The sequence below is a fragment of the uncultured Pontibacter sp. genome, assembly GCF_947492645.1.
Classification (GTDB): Bacteria; Bacteroidota; Bacteroidia; order Cytophagales; family Hymenobacteraceae; genus Pontibacter.
The window spans coordinates 21,964-39,794 of sequence record NZ_CANLMZ010000005.1; the positions used below are offsets into that span (position 1 = coordinate 21,964).

Consider the following 17,831-nt stretch of genomic DNA (forward strand, 5'->3'; position numbering starts at 1 on the left):
TTAATAAAAAAATTACACGATATACACAAAGCTTGATACTCACGTACCTATGCTGCCTTTAGCTCCCCTTATAATTAGAAGGATATTAGTTCTACATTTCAATAACTTTTCGGCACTAGTACCCTTTTCCAAATTTAGGAATAATTTAAGTCTCTTTTTCCCATATTGGTAAACTATAAACTAATAATTACCCTATTTGATGAGCTATAATAAGGAACTAAAATTTAGGATATTTTCAAGGCAAATAAGTTAAACAGCATGAAAAATTAAAAGGGGAAACAGCTGTATAATTCTGCTTCCCCTTTCAATGCTAATTAAAGTATAACCTACTCTTTTGCTTCGCCGGCAACTTCTGGCTCTGTTTCGATCAATTCAAAACCATACTCTTTACCTTTTACTACCGATGGCACACCCTGCTTCATCCAAACCGGCATAGGAGCACCTTTCAGGTAATGGTCGAAGTACTGCGACATACGCACCGAGAGGTCTTTGCGGTTTTTGCGCTGCATCAGGTTGTGGTCCTCGCCATTGTATACCAGCATCCATACTGGCTTGTTCAGGCGGCGTAATGCCATAAAGTACTCAATTCCCTGGTACCACGGCACAGCGCCGTCCTGATCGTTGTGCATAATCAGCAATGGCGTTTTAACACGGTCAGCAAAAAACAGCGGAGAGTTCTCTATAAATTGCATCGGCTTTTCCCACAGCGTGCCGCCAATACGGCTTTGTGTGCGCTCGTACTGGAACTGGCGGCTCATGCCTGTACCCCAGCGGATACCACCATAGGCACTTGTCATGTTAGAAACCGGGGCACCGGCCATGGCTGTTTTAAACATGTTGGTGCGGGTAATCATGTAGGCAATCTGGTACCCACCCCAGCTCTGGCCTTGCAATGCCATGTTTTTATCATCAACAAAACCCTGCGCTACCAAACTCTGAACACCAGGTATGATGCAGTCCATGGCACTTTCGCCTGGGTAGCCATCCTGATACACAATATCTGGCACAAATACCAGGTAATCGTTGCTTACAAAGTATGGAATGTTGATAGTAGAGGCACTTGGTGCCGGTGTGCGGTAATTATACAAACCATCAGAAGAACGCTCGTAGAAGTATACCAGCATCGGGTACTTTTTCTTCGGATCGAAATTCTCCGGTTTAAATAACAAGCCTTCCAAAGGAACACCATCCGTAGATTTCCAGTTTACCAACTCCACATCTCCCCACAGGTAATCTTTCATTTGTGGATTAGCTTCGCTTAGTTTCTCTATTTTCGCAAAGTTGGCATCCGCAGCGTAAATGTCATTATACTCCCTGAATGAACCTTTGCGGAAGGTAATTCGATCGCCTGCTTTAGCTTTATTTAACCCATTGTAGGAATGGTTAGAGCCAACTAATTTCTCAGGGGCAACCTGCTTACTGATGTGCTCACGGAAATACGCATCTGCTTTAGATGCATAGTTAAAGCCGCTTACATAAATGGCAGCATTTTCAGGTATAAATTTCTCCTCGCGGTCCAGCTTTTCATAGCGCAGGCGCAGGTTGTTCTGGCGGCCATACTTGTCGGTCAGGTTCACGGGGGCCTTTTTGCCGTTAGGGTCTAGTTTCCAAATGTCGTGTTTGTCGTACACAAGCAAATAGCTGTCTTTCTCAACCCAGCCGGCAAAGCCGTAATCATCCGGTAGTGTAGGCACATCGTTGGTTTCGTCGTAAAAAGGCAAGCCAATGCGCTTGGTAAGGTTAAGGTTAGCGCCACCTTTGCTGCTCATGGCATGCCAGCTGCTATCCATCGGCTCGTACCAATACACATAGTTACCTAACGGCGATAAACGCGGGATGCCGCGTGTTTCTGACAATACCTGCTTTCTTGTTCCTTTCTTCAGGTCGATCAGGTAAGCATCTTTGCGGGTTGGTGTTTCGTAACCAATCGTAATTTTATACTTCTCGTCGCTAACGCCAAGCGCTACATCGCCTTGTCCGTACGCATCCAGGTATACATCCGGCACTTCCAGGTTAGCTAATTGCTGCATGCGCTTGCCTTTCAGGTCATACATCGCCAGGAAAGATCGCTTCAGGTCACGGTCTTTGTTTTTTAGCTGCATCGGCTGAATAAGCGGGTCCTGGTAAGTCCATATATCCAGGCTTACTTTTTCTTCATCCAGTTTAGTTGTGTCATTCTCGTAGCGGGTTGGGCGCGGGAATGTACCAAAAAAGAGGCGCTTGCCATCTTCAGAGAAATTAAGGCGGCCATGCTCGCTTACCATCCAAGCCTTTGGCATGCCCTTGCTTACAGTATCAGCAAGCAACGCAGCTTTATTGTCTTTCTTGTTCCAATGGTACAGGCTAAAATACCTGATGTCGGCATTTAAAGTGTCCATCGTGGCGACGTAAGCCATTTGCTCACCGGCTTTGTCAGCGCTGATGCCTTTGTAGGTTACTTTACCGGTATCTATCGGCATCGTTTTCAGGTCTGATGTACTGAACGCAAACACACCTGCCTTGTGCAGCGAGTCCAGTTCATCTTTCACAAAGTATAACATGTTACCCTTTTCAGAGAAAATGTAATCCACTACGCGTGTAAAGCGGTGCTCCTGTCCCGATTGCAGGTTTCTAAGTACAAGTTCAGTACCTTCGGCCTTCTTGTTCTGCTTTAACGGCTTTGCTGCCGGCTTAGCAGTTTCTTCTTTTTTCTCGCCTTCTATGGCAGGCGCTGCAGGTTTAGACTCTTTTTTTGCGGCCAGCGGTTTTTCCAGGTGATACGCAACCCAACCATTGCCTTCTTTAGGCAACTTGTAAGACTTTACGCGTGGCACCTTTACCTCCGTCATGTCCTCTAGCTTCACAATTGCAAGCGAGTCTTTTGGCAGGTCATCGGCTTTCTTTTTCTTTAGTTTAAGAGCGCGCACCTTCTGGTACTCCGGCTTTATCTGGAAAACAGCATACTTGCTATCGTTGGTAAAAGCGGCTTTTTCGCCGCGCGCAAACTGCTTCGAAGCATTGTTTATATAGCTTTTGATGATCAGTTCACCGTCGCCTTCCTGTGGGTTCACGTTGTACAGCACATAGTGGCCGTTGTCCGAGATCTTGTCTCCTGCAACGCCTTTCCAGCTGTCGTATACATCGTGGGTAAGCGGTTTTTTGGCCGTTTGCTGTTGCGCCTGTGCCTGCATGAGACTAGCGCCGCAGATTGCCGCCAACAATAAATATTTTTTCATTGTAGGTGAAAGTTGGTGTTAAGTATAGATTAGAGTTTAGTGCAAGTTTGGTTTTATAAAGATAACAGGGCCGACGCAAGTAAGCGCATCAGCCAAAACATACTTTCATAAAAGGTTGTTTTAATCCAAAAGTTTCCTGCTAAGTATAAATTTCAACCAATCATAGCATACTTTACAGGTTTTGCTAAGTATAAAATTTGCTTCTGATCATAGACTCTACTAGCCAGGATAGGTTTAAAAGCAAGGCAGCCAAAAGCACTAATCTGCTTTGTCTGAAAAGTATAACTCTTAGAAAGCAGAGGGGTATGTGTTTATTAATTCACTTATTCTTAACAGCCCCTAAGGGAAGTTAGCACAGAAACAAACGTATAAAACAGGACACAAATCGCAAATAAGCACCTTTTGCACTAAGCTAACGAACGTTTGGTTTTAAATAGGAAAGGTGGTAATTTCACACATCGAAAATTAATCCGATATCAACATGCAAGTAAAGGAAGTATATATTATTTCGGCGGTTCGTACGCCAATCGGCAGCTTTGGTGGCGCTTTGTCCAGCCTTACTGCTACACAACTAGGTGCTGCTGCTATCAAAGGCGCGTTAGAAAAAGCCGGCGTAGACAAAAACCTGGTTCAGGAAGTAATCATGGGTAACGTGATCTCTGCTAACGTGGGCCAAGCCCCTGCACGCCAGGCAGCTATTTTTGCCGGCCTTGGCCATGAGGTAGAGTGTACTACCATTAATAAAGTATGTGCCTCTGGCTCTAAAGCGGTTATGTTTGCAGCACAGGCTATCATGCTGGGCCACAAAGATGTAATCGTGGCTGGTGGCATGGAAAGTATGAGCAACGTGCCTTTCTACCTGGATAAAGCCCGTTTCGGAGCTAAATTAGGCCATGGCCAGATGATTGACGGTTTGTTGAAAGACGGCCTGTGGGATGTGTACAACGACTTCCATATGGGTAGCGCAGCTGAGAATACTGCCCGCGAAATGAAAATCACCCGCGAAATGCAGGATGAGTACGCGATCAGCTCTTACAAAAAAGTGGCTGAGGCAGCAGAAGCAGGTTATTTAAAAGATGAAATCATACCTGTTGAGATTCCGCAGCGAGGCAAAGACCCGATTATTGTTTCAGAAGATGAAGAATACAAGAAAGTAAGCTTCGATAAAATACCAGGCCTGCGCCCGGTGTTTGACAAAGCTGGAACAGTAACTGCTGCCAATGCCTCTACGCTTAACGACGGTGCTGCTGCACTTGTATTAATGAGCAAAGAAAAAGCAGAGGAACTTGGTGTGAAGCCAATCGCAAAAATCCGTGGCTTTGCTGATGCGGAGCAGGACCCAATCTGGTTTACTACCACACCTTCCCTGGCAATTCCGAAGGCGCTTAAAAATGCCGGTGTTACGCCAGAAGAAGTTGATTTCTATGAGATCAACGAGGCATTTTCCGTAGTATCTATCGCTAACAACCAGAAACTTGGTTTAGAGGGCGGCAATGTAAACGTGTATGGCGGTGCTGTTTCGCTTGGTCACCCACTAGGGGCTTCTGGTGCGCGTATATTGGTTACGCTTTGCAACGTGCTGGATAAAAAAGGCGGTAAGATTGGTGTAACTGGTATCTGCAATGGCGGTGGCGGTGCTTCTTCCATTGTGATCGAGAAAGTATAATTTGCCCTAAGGCATACATTTTGCAGGAAGCCTTACGTTAACTCGTAAGGCTTCTTTTTTTATACCTATGCCTGCACATTAAACTGTTTTCCATAGTTTTGGTGTTTACCTATACTAAAGAGCGCATGTCGTTAGAAACTGAGTTAGCTAAATTCTGGGATTGGGCAGGTATGACTCCCGATACTTATACTGAAAGCAGAGGTTTAGGAGAATGGGAAATTGACTATCCCAACTGGGAAGACCTTTATAAGGCGGCCAATGAAGCGCTTACGCTTCTGAACAAAGAATTTAATCACGACCTGGCCCAGTTGCTTGTTTATGCGCTTGCCATTGATAACGAATCGGGGACGATACTTGAGAAAGTAGATGAAAAGCTCGATTCTAAATTGCGGTTTGTTAAAAAGGCAATCAATTCGGATCAGCCGCAGGCAAGATGGCAAGTAGCCGAACTACTGGGAAATACAGAAGTGGAAGATCGGGAAAAATTGCTTATCAACCTGATAAACCGCGACAAAGACAAGTATGTGAAAAGAAGGGCGCTGTTAAGCCTGAGCAAAATTAATGCCCCCAAAGCAGTTGAGTTCGCTAAAAGTTATTTAAAAGACTCGGATCCTTTTTTAAGACTTGTCTCAAAACAGATTATTAATCCGAAAGTATAAATTTAAACTTTCTTCATTAAACAGTTCATCACCATGTATAGGTTACTTTCTTTAGTTGTGGCACTTTGTTTTGCCCAAAGTATGGCAAGTGCACAAACGAAAGTTATCACTTACCACCCACAGAACCAGGGTGCCGTGAAGGAAGTATACAGCATGCTCCTCCCCGACTCTACCATTGTTGGGTACTACAACCGCTACTATGTGGGCGGCGAAAAAGAAGCCGTTGTTAAATTTGTGGAAGGCAAAAAAGACAGCATCTATACAGAATACTACCCAAGCGGCCAGGTAAAATTGCAGGTTAATTATGTAAATGGCGTGATGCAGGGCCCCTTTAAAGCCTATCACCCCAACGGAAAGCTGCTGCAGGAAGGCACGTACGAAAACAACCAGCAGACGGGTACTTTTAAAACTTACAACCCGGATGGCACCACCAAGAAAGAAACAGCGTTTGTAAAAGGCTTTCCGGAGGGCCCTGTACGAGAGTATTATTCTGATGGCACCCTAAGGTCTGAAATCTCTTATAAGGACAGCCAGCAAAACGGACCCGCTAAAACATACTTCCCTAACGGTAAATTAGAGACAGAGGCAGGTTACCGCAACGGCATGATAGAGGGCTCTTACAAAACATACTTTGATAACGGGCAGCTGCAAACCGAGGTAATGAACGAGGCTGGCCAGAAGAACGGCAGCTTTAAAAGTTATTACCGCAACGGCCAGCTAAGCACCGAAGGTGGCTTTTTAGCGGGCAAGATGCATGGCCCCGCAAAATCATACTACGAGAGCGGTAAACTACGCAGTAGCATCACCTACAAAAATGGCAATGTTAATGGCACAGGCCAGTACTTTTACGAAGATGGCAAGCTAAAAGAAGAAGTGATCGGAAGCGGCAACGGCGATGATCTCAAAACTATAACATATTACCCATCGGGCAACCTGCAGGCCGAGGAGCAGACCAAAGAGAAGAAAAAGCATGGCAACTGGAAAACGTATTACGACGCCCCAGGCAAGCCTGTTCATGTTTCGGAAAGCTACAAAGCCGATAAGCGCGAAGGCGAAAAACTGGTATACCACGAAAACGGACAAGTAAAGGAGAAGTATAAGTATGAGAGCGGAAAAATTATTGGCCTTAGCTACGAATACTATCCTTCCGGCAAGTTAAAGTCAGAAACGAACCACAAAGACGGCTTGCGCTTTGGCGCCTACAAACAATATTTTGAGGATGGCAAAACTGAAGTGCTAGGGCAATTCAGAAACAATCGCGAAACCGGTACCTGGAAATACCATAACCCGGAAGGCAAAGTGATCAAAACGCGTGTTTACCGCAACGGCCAGGTACTGGAAGAAAAAGCGAAATAAAATAGTTTCTAGTTAAGGAGAGCACTCAGAGATGGGTGCTCTTTCTGTTTAAAGGCCTTACAGAGGTATTGCTGCAAAGTGCGGCGTTTCTCTTTGGATAGGAAGTATGCCACCAGCTACTGCTCATTAACCTGTAATATTATCAGTATTAAACAAACCTGTTTAAGGCCCAGGATCAAGCAGTATAGACTTGGAGGACTTTAAACTAGTATAAAAGATCCCGCGCCGGTTAAGTATTCCCTTTTTGGTGCACGAGCAACAGGCTCGGCTTAAGTCCTGCCAAATACTGCAGCAACGTGTAAATAAAAAGTATAACAGCAGCCATTTCCAGAAACTCTTCCAAAGTATACATCACCCTGTTGTAAATGTGGTCTATACCATACTGCTTGTACAGGTAACCCTCTACAAACTCCAGGCCTAAAGCACCCAGCACGAACATACTGCCCGAGGCCACAAATAAGTTGCGTGTTAGAGGAGGCAGCGATAACACCCATTTCAAGAAAAAGCCAGCTACTGCTATCACGACTACTGAATAAGGCACAACCCAGGCCCAATGCAGCAATCCATTCAAATCAGAAGTTAACCTGGGCCTTACGAACTCTGCTATATGCTCGTGCAACTGCACGCTTTCGTCGATAGCCATGAACACGAAAATAAAAGACAAGAACAGCCAGTACCTTTTCCCGTTGGCCAACTCCCGGTTGCTGCTAACACAGTAAATAAGGTAAAGTAAGCCAGCAGCTGCAAGTAAATTAACCGAGGAGAAAAAAGCAGGCACATTCTCCTCTCCATTAAAGTCGAAGTACCTTACAAGTATGCGCGTAGGGCGCGACTCATCCCCGAGTATACTTTCCAGCACCACCCCCATGCTATGCAGACAAAGCAACAGCAGCATAATCAGAGATAACTTCTTAGCCACACCTGGCGCGGATAGTATGATGCCTTTTTCTTTAGGAGTTACATTAGCCGGGGGAGTAACGGTAAACGTATGCTTCATTCTTTAAAATTTACTTAACAGCAGTTATATAGCCTTTAGCGTACTGATAAACTGCGTGTTCAGTTTCAAGCCTATAAAAAGATAAGTTTCTGAGCCGCTCTCTTGCAGATCCCCAACAAAATATTTTCAACAAATTAACAAATCTATTTTCCACAGAAAACCTGCATAAACTGAATTACTTAAGTAATTATCCACGGAAGTTGCCCATATTTTTGATTTTTATTTCCTAAATCTTCAAATTACCTTCGTAACCCTAACTACGGATACCATGATGCAAAACGAACAAAACACAGGCATTCGCACAGACTGGAGTCTGGAAGAGATAAAGGCAATTTATTATAAGCCCGTACTCGAGCTTATTGTAGAGGCAGCTAACGTGCACAAGCTGTACCAGGCTACCGGTGAGGTGCAGGTTTGTACTTTGCTTTCAGTTAAAACAGGTGGTTGCCCTGAAGATTGTTCGTATTGCCCACAGGCAGCGCGTTTCCATACGGGTGTTGATGTGCACAAGCTACTGAGCCAAGAGCAGGTGTTAACTGCCGCTCAGCGTGCCAAAGATGGTGGCTCTACCCGTTTCTGTATGGGTGCCGCCTGGCGCGAAGTGCGCGACAACCGCGACTTCGACAAGGTGCTGGACATGGTGAAGGGCGTAAACGAAATGGGCCTGGAAGTATGCTGCACGCTGGGCATGGTAAACGAGTACCAGGCTGAGAAGCTGAAAGAAGCCGGCTTGTACGCCTATAACCACAACCTGGACACCTCCGAAGAAAACTACAGCAACATCATCACCACCCGTACATACGACGACCGACTAGATACGATTGAGAACGTGCGTAAGGCAGGTATATCAGTTTGCTCTGGGGGCATTATCGGTTTAGGCGAGACTGACGAGGATCGTATTGGTATGCTGCATACTTTATCTACGCTGGTGCAGCACCCGGAGTCGGTTCCGGTAAATGCGCTGGTGCCGGTAAAAGGCACGCCACTAGAGAACCAGCCGTTGGTTACAGTCTGGGAGATGGTGCGCATGATCGCAACTGCTCGTATCCTGATGCCAAAAACAATGGTGCGTTTATCTGCTGGCCGTGAGCGCATGAGCGTAACAGACCAGGCACTTTGCTTTTTGGCTGGTGCAAACTCTATTTTTACAGGCGAAAAGCTGCTTACAACCCCTAACCCTGACTTTGATCAGGATAAAGCAATGTTTGAGCTGTTGGGCCTGTCTCCAAGAAAGTCTTTTAAAGAAGAAGAGCAGCACGTTTGCTCTTAAGACAAAAGACTGTTTGACAAAAGACAAAGGAGTTTTAATGAGATTTTAGCTAATATGATGACAAGAGGTCTGCTATCCTTTGTCAGATAATCCTTTGTCAAGTATAAAATGTCACGTAGTCCTTTATCAAATAAACTACAGCAAAAGCTGGCGGATAGGGCTGCGCAGGGGAATCTGCGCCAGCTGAAAACTACCTCCGGCCTTGTAGACTTTTGCTCTAACGATTACCTCGGACTTGCTCGCTCTGAAGAGTTGCGGGCGCTCATCCATAAGTACGAGGACAAGTATAAACACCTGCCAATGGGGGCAACTGGCTCCCGCTTACTATCTGGCAACCATACTTTATTTGAGGAACTGGAAGAGACGATAGCGCAGTACCACCACGGCGAAGCAGCTTTGCTGTTTAACTCCGGGTATGCGGCTAACGTCGGGCTTCTGTCTGCCCTGCCCCAGCGCGGCGACACCATTTTTTATGATGATGCTATACACGCCTCTATCAAGGATGGGATGCGCCTGAGTTTTGCGAAAAGCTACAGCTTTAAGCATAATAACCTGGAGGACCTGAGGCGGAAGCTGCAACATGCAACAGGCACAGCTTACGTGGTGGTAGAATCTGTCTACTCTATGGATGGCGATAAGGCACCTTTAATGGAGCTGGCGCAGCTGTGCCACGAACAAAATATAGCCTTGCTTGTTGACGAAGCCCATGCCGTGGGTTTGTATGGCTCCAAAGGCGAAGGATTAACTGTTGCCCTTGGTCTAGAGGATAAGGTTTTTGCACAGGTAATAACTTTCGGCAAAGCGATGGGTAGCCATGGCGCAGCTGTGGTAGGCCCTAAAGTGCTGCGCGATTACCTGGTAAACTTTAGTCGTGCCTTTATTTACACGACAGGTTTACCGACCCATGCACTTATAACGCTGCAATGCGCTTATAAATTGTTGCCTGAGTTGGAAAAAGCACGTCAGCATGTAAAAAAACTGGCAAGCTACCTGTTAGGGCAACTGAATAGTATAAAAGGCATCCGCTGCACCCCGGAAAAGAGTGTTATACTTTCTGTTTTCCTGGAAAGCGGCGATGTGGCAGCGCTGAAGGCGCTGGCTTTATACTTACAAACAAATGGTTTTGATGTACGCCCCGTACTCAGCCCCACCGTGCCGCAAGGCCAGGAGCGTTTACGGGTGATTGTGCACGCATATAATACGGAAGAAGAAATTGAGGGCCTCGTGAAGGCCATAGCCAAAGGAACATGAAACGTTATTTTGTAACAGGCATCGGAACGGATGTGGGCAAGACAGTTGCAGCCGCCATACTTACCGAGGCCCTGCAAGCCGATTACTGGAAACCTGTGCAGGCAGGTGGCCTGGATTTTACAGACACGGATACTGTTATGAGTCTGGTGTCTAACCCTGCGTCTGTATTTCACCCGGAAGCTTACTGCCTCAAGATGGCTGCCTCCCCGCATCGTGCCGCTGCCGCCGAAGGCATCGAGATTGATGTGCACGGCATGAAGCTACCCGAAACCAGCAACAACCTGATCGTGGAAGGTGCCGGAGGTTTGATGGTACCTTTAAACAAGCGTTACCTGGTACTTGACCTGGTACAGCAACTTGGCTTGGAGGTGGTACTGGTATCGCGTAACTACCTCGGGAGTATAAACCATACATTGCTCACAGCCGAGGTTTTGCGTTACCGTAAAATTCCGGTAGCAGGCATTATCTTTAACGGCGAGGAGAACCAAAGTTCAGAGGATTTCATCATCAAGTATACAGGCCTACGCCGCCTGCCATCTATCCGCCAGGAAGCTGATTTTTGCAAGGATACCGTTGCTGAGTACGCTGAGCAGTTTAAAGGATATTTATAGTTTAAGCTTAAAGTATAGCCTATTGCGTAAACTTTACTAGCTGATTTATACTTACAGACTTTTTCATGTCATTTCGACCTTCGGGAGAAATCTGGAGCGCTTCATAAACCCACACTATTTCAGATTTCTCGCTTTGCTCGAAATGACATTTTGTTTTTAGCGTTAGATGATTCATGACCAGAGATGATCTTTTAGCAGCCCTGTCTTCTACGATGAAGAAAACCAAAGTGCAGGAACTTGCTGCGCTGGCAGGTGCTGATAAACTTCCGGTGCAAGAGCTACTGGACCTTTGCTTCTTACATAAGCAACCTGCTATCGCCTTCAGAGCGGCATGGGTGTTAGAGCATATTGAAGTATACTTTCCTGAACTTTTCCTGCCTATACTTCCAACGTTTCTTAAAAGGCTGGCAGAGCAGAGCAATTACAGCTGCCAGCGCCACTTCACCAAAATACTTATGCACCTAAGCAGCCTTAAGGCAAGTATGGCTTATAAAGATGCTTTTGCAGCACTAGCAGACCATGAGCAAGTGGTAGAGGTGATTTTTGATTGGCTTATCAATCCAGCTACTCCTGTGGCTGTAAGAGTAAACTGCCTGGAGGTGCTTTTTAACTTATCTACAAAATTTAACTGGCTTAAAACGGAATTACTGGCACAAACAGAATATTACCTGCGCGATGGCTCTCCGGCCATGCAAAGCAGAGGCCGAAAGCTTGTACAACAGCTACAAAAGCAGGCGCGCCAAGTATAAATTTTCTCCAGCACCACTATTCTACACTTCAGAAAAAGGTCTTCTGAAGTATATGCCTTACCTTTGCCCCTGTATTTATACTTTAAAAGTATAACTGAAACGCTGCAAAAGCGTGCTTCAGCAAGCATGACCAAAGTATAAATCCAGGCATCTTAAATCAAAGACTTATAGGCATGGATCTGGCACAACGCGACCATAATGTAATCTGGCACCCTTACACGCAGATGAAGACTGCTCCCCTACCCATTCCGATTGTGCGTGGCGAAGGAGCCTTGTTGTTCTCTGAAGACGGGACTTCTTACATAGATGCTGTTTCGTCGTGGTGGGTAAACCTGCACGGGCATGCACATCCATATATTGCGCAGAAGGTTGCAGAGCAGTTGCAGACGCTGGAGCATGTTATTTTTGCCGGTTTTACGCATCCTGCTGCTGTTGCGCTAGCAGAAAGATTACTGCAAATATTACCTCAAAACCAGAAGCGTGCTTTTTACTCTGACAACGGCTCTACAGCCGTGGAGGTGGCTATCAAAATGGCTATCCAGTACTGGAACAACGAAGGCCAGCCAAAGCGTAAAGTTGTTGCCTTCCGGGACAGCTACCACGGCGATACGTTTGGGGCAATGTCGGTGAGCAGCCGCAGCACCTTTACTGAGCCTTTCTGGTCTTATTTATTTGACATTGAATTTATTGATGTTCCGATACCAGGCGCTGAAGAGGAAACTATAAAACAACTGGAGGCAATTGCCAAAACAGGTGATGTGGCAGCCTTTATTTACGAGCCTTTGGTATTGGGCACAGCCGGCATGGTGATGTACACGCCAGAGGTGCTTGATAAGCTAATGGAGCTTTGCCAGAAGTATAGCATCCTGACTATTGCCGATGAAGTAATGACAGGCTTTGGCCGCACCGGCCGCACCTTTGCCAGTTTATACTTGCAACACCAGCCTGATATGATGTGCTTTTCTAAAGGTTTAACAGGGGGCACCATGGCACTTGGCCTCACCACCTGCAGCAGCCAGATTTACGAAGCATTCCTGCATGATGATAAAAGCAAGACCTTCTTCCACGGCCATAGTTACACCGGCAACCCTGTTGCCTGCGCTGCCGGCCTGGCGAGCCTGGATCTACTCCTCCACGATAGCACACAGCAAAGTATAAACCGGATTGTTGCCCAACATGCTGCATTTGCAGTTAAGGCAAAACAGCTGCCATATGTAAAAGAAGTACGCCAGCAGGGCACTATTTTAGCCGTTGAATTTGAAGCAGGCGGCACCTCCTACTTCAGTAACCTGCGCGACACGCTTTATAATTTTGCTTTAGAGCGCGGCGTTATACTTCGTCCGTTAGGTAATATAATCTACATCATTCCGCCCTACTGCATTACCAACGAGCAGTTGGAGCAGGTATACCAAACTATACTTGGCATGCACGGGTTAGTGGCAGCGGTCCAATAATTTATACTTTGGCAGAGGCTAAGCAACATATCGTTATAAGAGGAACGGGCGTAATTTCTCCGCTTGGCCATAGCGTTGCGGCTGTTAACGAAGCTTACTCTTCGGGTAAACCAGCTTTCACTAGTATACTTCACTCCGGAGAGCCTACTCCTGTCGCTGCCTTACCAGATCACGCTGAGGAAGAGTTAAGAAGACTTGTTAAATCAAACCCAAATTACAGGCAGTTAGACCGGTCTGTATTGATGGCTATTTATGCTGCACGGCAGGCGGCGGCAGAGGCTGGCTGGCTGAATCCGGGTTATGCTTCAGATGATCTGGCTGTAAACATAGGCTCATCTCGGGGTGCCACAGGTTTGTTTGAGCAGCACTATGATTCGTTTAAGGAAAGTGTACAAGGAAGCACTTTACCGGGAGCCTCTCCTACTACCACACTTGGTAATTTATCTAGCTGGGTGGCGCACGCCGTAAATGCCGGAGGCGCACAAATAAGTCACTCCATTACCTGCAGCACCGCTTTAATGGCCATAGCCAATGGTGTAGCCTGGCTAAAGGCAGGTATGGCCAAACGTTTCCTGGCTGGTGGCACCGAGGCCCCACTTACTCCCTTCACCATCGCCCAGATGAAGGCCGTCGGCATATACTCTAAACAGGCTGATGCTCTTTACCCTTGCCAGCCTTATGCAGGCGAACAAAATACGTTTGTACTTGGTGAAGGCGCCGCCGTTTTTGCACTAGAGTTAGTAGCGGAAGCAGACTTAAAAAAAGACGATATTGTCGTAGAAGCGGTAGGCTTTGGTTTCGAAAGCATTACCAGCAAGACCGGGATATCCGCAGAAGGTATAAACTTCCAGAAAGCAATGCGCCACGCCCTGTCCCAATTTTCCGCCACAACACGTACCGTGGATCTTATTATTACCCACAGCCCCGGCACTAAAGCCGGCGACAAGGCAGAATTAGAGGCTATAAAATCTGTTTTCCCTGAACGATACCCCGCTATCACTACAAATAAATGGCTTATCGGCCATACGTTAGGCGCCTCCGGAGCCTTAAGTATACAATATGCCTGTTTCCTTTTCTCCTCTCCTAATTATTTGTTTAAACATTATTTTTTCGAAAAAAGTATTCCTGCTAATAATCCAATAGACACGATTTTAGTTAATGCTGCCGGGTTTGGAGGCAATGCAAGTAGTATACTTGTACGAAAAGTATAAGTATATCCATATCAGTCTATTACTCCAGGCATATTGCTTTTCTCCATTACTAAAATACAGACTTGAATGTTGGCTAAGTCTTACGCAAGAGATATATCTTTCCCCTGTAAATTCATACTTAAAACCAGCAGACTTATAGTTACCTCTATCTATAAAGTTGGATAAACTTTAATATTAAGATTTTCTAATATTACCTTTGAAGCTAGTTAGAAGCATTTCATGAAGCTTTCTAATGTTATTGCACGGTTAAAGTTATAATTAAACCTAGCATAACATCAGAATCATATCATGCTCTTATAATCAAATTCTTTAGTTGTGAACACATTCGCTACAGCATCAGTAAAAATGTACACTAAGGTAATTTTAACTTTTACTTCATTTTATAATTGTGCTATTCGTAGGCTTTTTAATTCAAGTCTTTGGCTAAGTAGTAGCTTAAAGAATGGTAATTATGAGATCGCGCTAAGAAAGCCGCTATCCCTTCTGTTGCGCCTTAAGGCACACAAGTATATAAGTCCACGCTGCCATACTTCCTGCTTCTTGATAAAACAGTTGCTGCATGGTATAATTTTTAAGCCTAAAAGTTTCCTACTGGCACTCATAAGCTTGTTCACACTTGTAGCATTAGTCTCTACCTCCGCCGCTGCCCAAACTCAAACAGTTACTGCCTGTGAAGGTGAAATAGTAACCCTGGAAGTCCCAAATGTAAACTCCAACAGGCAATGGCAGGTAAGTACCTCACTAAGCGGTACATATTCAAACATTGTAAACGAAAACACCTTAACATACACTTTTACCGCATCTGCCTCGGATAACGGAAAGTATTACAGGGTGAGGTTTACCAACCCCGGTGGCAACAAGGAATCTTTCAGTAATACTTTTCACCTATCAGTTAACCCTGTACCTGCTGCCCCTTCAGTAATCAATGGCTCGCGGTCTGGGCGCGGCTCTGTAACGCTGCATGCTAGCGGTCCTCCATCAGCAGTAAGTTACAGATGGTACAATTCAGATGGCACAGCCATTGACGGCGCAACAGGTGCATCTTACACAACCCCAAGCTTAGACGTAACTACACGTTATTATGTAGCAGCTATTGGAGAAAATGGATGCGAAAGCAGCTCTAAAACGTTGGTAACTGCAACAATAAACCCTGCCACAGGACCAATTATAGCTCATGATGTAACGAATGCATCCCTGGTTTCTAATACGGACGGTGTTACAGCCATTGCCCCGTTAAGTGCTAATTATCCAGATGCCAGCATCGCCTACTACACGCTTACCACTTTGCCAGATGCAGCTCAAGGTAAGCTATTCCTTCATACTGTTCCCGTAGTACCCAATCAGACAATAACCACTACAGAGGCAAAATCATTACTGTTTGCTCCGGAAGAAACTTTCTTCGGCACAGCCTCTTTTAGTTACACGGTAACTCATACTAACGGTGAATCAAGCACAGCAGCCATCTATCGCATACCCGTAAATGCAGCACCAGTTAGCAGCAATGTCTCATCGGGTAACATTGCCAGGGGTAATATCAGAATTGAAATTCCGAAGCTAATATCTTCTGATCCGGATGGTGTTGTGCAGCATTACATTATTTTAAGCGTTCCCAGCCCGGGCTCCCTTTGGACTTCAGCTACTGGTGGCACAGCGGTAACGGCCGGTCAAACAGTCATTTCTGACCAGTTATACTTTAACCCTGGCGGAAATGGAAACGGAACCCCGGTACGCAGCTTTACATATGCCGCTGTTGATGACAAAAATGTCTTATCGAACACTTCTACTTATACTTTGTACATAAATGCAGACCCACCACCAACTGCGGAGAACATTACCACAGGCCCCATAGTAAATACAGCTGGCATAACTGCTATCACACCTTTAAGCGCTACAGGAGGCACTATTACCGGGTACAGAATACTCAGCACATCGCTGCCAAAAGTAACTCAGGGCACACTTTATACCGGCACAACAGCCATTACAGCTTTACCGCAATCCAATGGCTATTATCTTTTATCTCCGGCACAGGCATCAAACTTACAGTTTAGGCCTAACAAACTTTTCTATGGCATTATCACATTTTATTATTCCGCTACAAATGCATCTAACACAGAGTACTCTTTAGATGCCTACTATAAAATACAGGTTACTAACGTTGAGCCTTTGCCAGTAACGTTAATCGATTTAAAAGCTCATGTTACTAAACAAGGTGTAAGGCTAACCTGGAGCACCGCCACCGAAGAAAACAACGACAGGTTTGTGGTGGAGCGCAGCCAGGATGGCAAAACCTTTGCCGCTATCGGGGAGGTGAAGGGCAGCGGCAACAGCCGCGTAACCCGCAACTACAGCTTCACCGATGTAGGCGCGCCAGCCGGCACCAGCTACTACCGCCTCAAACAAGTAGACTTCGACGGCAGGCACGAGTATAGCAAGCTGGTAGAAGTGACCGTGGAAGGCAACACCAAAGCAATCTTAACGGCTTATCCCAATCCTTTTTCGAGCAACCTGAACATACTGCTGCCAATGCTCCAGGAGGGTAAAGTATACTTCCAGCTTTATGATACCAAAGGCAGCCTTTCATACTCCCACGAAACGGTTCTTGGAAAAGGTCTGCAGGAAGTGGCGCTACCACTTCAAGGGTTTAGCAATGGGGTGTACTTCTTAAAGCTTGCTGCCGGAGAAACAAGTTATACTTTAAAGGTGATAAAAACGCTTTAAACCGCAAGCACTATAGCAGTAATTGCTGTCGCCGGAATGTTGGTTTTCAAATTAAAAGGTATCTAAAAAGCCCTGTTAGCGTCAGTTTTATGTCTTATCGTTATCCTGCCAACTGCAAACTGGATAGCTTACAGGCAGCAACTTTTATACTTGATCCCGCATTTTTAAAGGAAATAACCGCATAAATCAGAAAAATTTTAAAAAATTTTCTAGCGTAAAAATTCTATATTCTACTAACCACAAAGCCGCCACATACGCAACTGCCACAAATTTGGTTGCAAAATAAAATTTAACCTTTCTAATAAATATCTGTGAACGTTGCTTTGAAACATGTAACTAAACAATAAAGAGTACAAGCACCGCTCTGTTTTATACTAATACAATGCAATTTAACTTATACTTAAAAAGTTATACTCTTACCTTTTATAATTTTACAACATGCAGGATATCAGTTTATATTAAGCATTTTAAATGCTAGCTTTGTCATACTTATAATTGGTATAACCCAGTTTGTTGCAATTATGTAGTGCTACTTACACTCCTAACGCTGCTATGAAACAAATGTATTTTATATACTAGTCTCCATTTGTTGTAAATACAGTAATGAAGTATCCAAAGGCCCTTATAGCATTGCCAACATTAGCGCATCAAAAACCACAGTCGATTATCGGCAA

12 protein-coding genes are annotated in these 17,831 nt (G+C 45.3%); 10 read left to right on the top strand and 2 right to left on the bottom strand.

Features of this window, described 5'->3' with window-relative positions:
• Positions 1 to 326: 326 nt before the first annotated feature.
• Positions 327 to 3,215 (bottom strand): prolyl oligopeptidase family serine peptidase, encoded by a 2,889-nt coding sequence (locus tag Q1A23_RS05450; protein WP_299820632.1) that lies wholly within the window; start codon positions 3,213 to 3,215, stop codon positions 327 to 329.
• A 481-nt stretch (positions 3,216 to 3,696) separates the two neighbouring features.
• Here Q1A23_RS05450 and Q1A23_RS05455 point away from each other — a divergent pair, with 481 nt between their 5' ends.
• From Q1A23_RS05455 to Q1A23_RS05465, 3 genes are all read left to right on the top strand, one after another.
• Positions 3,697 to 4,881 carry an acetyl-CoA C-acyltransferase gene (locus Q1A23_RS05455; RefSeq protein ID WP_299820635.1) on the top strand — a complete coding sequence of 395 codons (1,185 nt, stop codon included), beginning with the start codon at positions 3,697 to 3,699 and terminating at the stop codon, positions 4,879 to 4,881.
• A 125-nt stretch (positions 4,882 to 5,006) separates the two neighbouring features.
• Positions 5,007 to 5,540, top strand: coding sequence for a HEAT repeat domain-containing protein (locus Q1A23_RS05460; RefSeq protein WP_299820638.1), 534 nt, complete (start codon positions 5,007 to 5,009; stop codon positions 5,538 to 5,540).
• Between the two features lie 33 nt (positions 5,541 to 5,573).
• Entirely contained in the window at positions 5,574 to 6,896 is a 1,323-nt protein-coding gene (locus Q1A23_RS05465; RefSeq protein ID WP_299820641.1) for a toxin-antitoxin system YwqK family antitoxin, read from the top strand.
• 229 nt (positions 6,897 to 7,125) lie between these two features.
• Here Q1A23_RS05465 and Q1A23_RS05470 read toward each other — a convergent pair whose 3' ends face one another.
• Positions 7,126 to 7,893 carry a multidrug transporter gene (locus tag Q1A23_RS05470; protein ID WP_299820644.1) on the bottom strand — a complete coding sequence of 256 codons (768 nt, stop codon included), beginning with the start codon at positions 7,891 to 7,893 and terminating at the stop codon, positions 7,126 to 7,128.
• A 268-nt stretch (positions 7,894 to 8,161) separates the two neighbouring features.
• Here Q1A23_RS05470 and bioB point away from each other — a divergent pair, with 268 nt between their 5' ends.
• The 7 genes from bioB to Q1A23_RS05505 all read left to right on the top strand — a co-directional run bounded on the left by bioB (position 8,162) and on the right by Q1A23_RS05505 (position 17,157).
• Entirely contained in the window at positions 8,162 to 9,163 is a 1,002-nt protein-coding gene (gene bioB / locus Q1A23_RS05475; protein ID WP_299820647.1) for a biotin synthase BioB, read from the top strand.
• A gap of 108 nt (positions 9,164 to 9,271) precedes the next feature.
• Positions 9,272 to 10,414 (top strand): 8-amino-7-oxononanoate synthase, encoded by a 1,143-nt coding sequence (locus tag Q1A23_RS05480; RefSeq protein ID WP_299820650.1) that lies wholly within the window; start codon positions 9,272 to 9,274, stop codon positions 10,412 to 10,414.
• Complete coding sequence (bioD, locus tag Q1A23_RS05485) at positions 10,411 to 11,025, top strand: dethiobiotin synthase (RefSeq protein WP_299820653.1); 615 nt, start codon at positions 10,411 to 10,413, stop codon at positions 11,023 to 11,025. Before Q1A23_RS05480 ends, bioD begins: the two co-directional genes overlap by 4 nt.
• A 173-nt stretch (positions 11,026 to 11,198) precedes the next feature.
• Positions 11,199 to 11,774 carry a hypothetical protein gene (locus Q1A23_RS05490; protein ID WP_299820656.1) on the top strand — a complete coding sequence of 192 codons (576 nt, stop codon included), beginning with the start codon at positions 11,199 to 11,201 and terminating at the stop codon, positions 11,772 to 11,774.
• Positions 11,775 to 11,947: 173 nt separating this feature from the next.
• Entirely contained in the window at positions 11,948 to 13,228 is a 1,281-nt protein-coding gene (bioA, locus tag Q1A23_RS05495) for an adenosylmethionine--8-amino-7-oxononanoate transaminase (protein WP_299820659.1), read from the top strand.
• 8 nt (positions 13,229 to 13,236) lie between these two features.
• Positions 13,237 to 14,439 carry a beta-ketoacyl synthase N-terminal-like domain-containing protein gene (locus tag Q1A23_RS05500; protein WP_299820661.1) on the top strand — a complete coding sequence of 401 codons (1,203 nt, stop codon included), beginning with the start codon at positions 13,237 to 13,239 and terminating at the stop codon, positions 14,437 to 14,439.
• A gap of 606 nt (positions 14,440 to 15,045) precedes the next feature.
• Complete coding sequence (locus tag Q1A23_RS05505; RefSeq protein ID WP_299820667.1) at positions 15,046 to 17,157, top strand: T9SS type A sorting domain-containing protein; 2,112 nt, start codon at positions 15,046 to 15,048, stop codon at positions 17,155 to 17,157.
• The last annotated feature ends 674 nt before the right edge of the window (positions 17,158 to 17,831 follow it).

Coding starts and splice junctions, on each gene's coding strand:
- Q1A23_RS05465 (WP_299820641.1), top strand. CDS start 5,574: ATGTATAGGTTACTTTCTTTAGTTGTGGCACTTTGTTTTGCCCAAAGT.
- Q1A23_RS05480 (WP_299820650.1), top strand. CDS start 9,272: ATGTCACGTAGTCCTTTATCAAATAAACTACAGCAAAAGCTGGCGGAT.
- Q1A23_RS05490 (WP_299820656.1), top strand. CDS start 11,199: ATGACCAGAGATGATCTTTTAGCAGCCCTGTCTTCTACGATGAAGAAA.
- Q1A23_RS05455 (WP_299820635.1), top strand. CDS start 3,697: ATGCAAGTAAAGGAAGTATATATTATTTCGGCGGTTCGTACGCCAATC.
- bioD (WP_299820653.1), top strand. CDS start 10,411: ATGAAACGTTATTTTGTAACAGGCATCGGAACGGATGTGGGCAAGACA.
- bioB (WP_299820647.1), top strand. CDS start 8,162: ATGATGCAAAACGAACAAAACACAGGCATTCGCACAGACTGGAGTCTG.
- Q1A23_RS05470 (WP_299820644.1), bottom strand. CDS start 7,893: ATGAAGCATACGTTTACCGTTACTCCCCCGGCTAATGTAACTCCTAAA.
- Q1A23_RS05460 (WP_299820638.1), top strand. CDS start 5,007: ATGTCGTTAGAAACTGAGTTAGCTAAATTCTGGGATTGGGCAGGTATG.
- Q1A23_RS05450 (WP_299820632.1), bottom strand. CDS start 3,215: ATGAAAAAATATTTATTGTTGGCGGCAATCTGCGGCGCTAGTCTCATG.
- bioA (WP_299820659.1), top strand. CDS start 11,948: ATGGATCTGGCACAACGCGACCATAATGTAATCTGGCACCCTTACACG.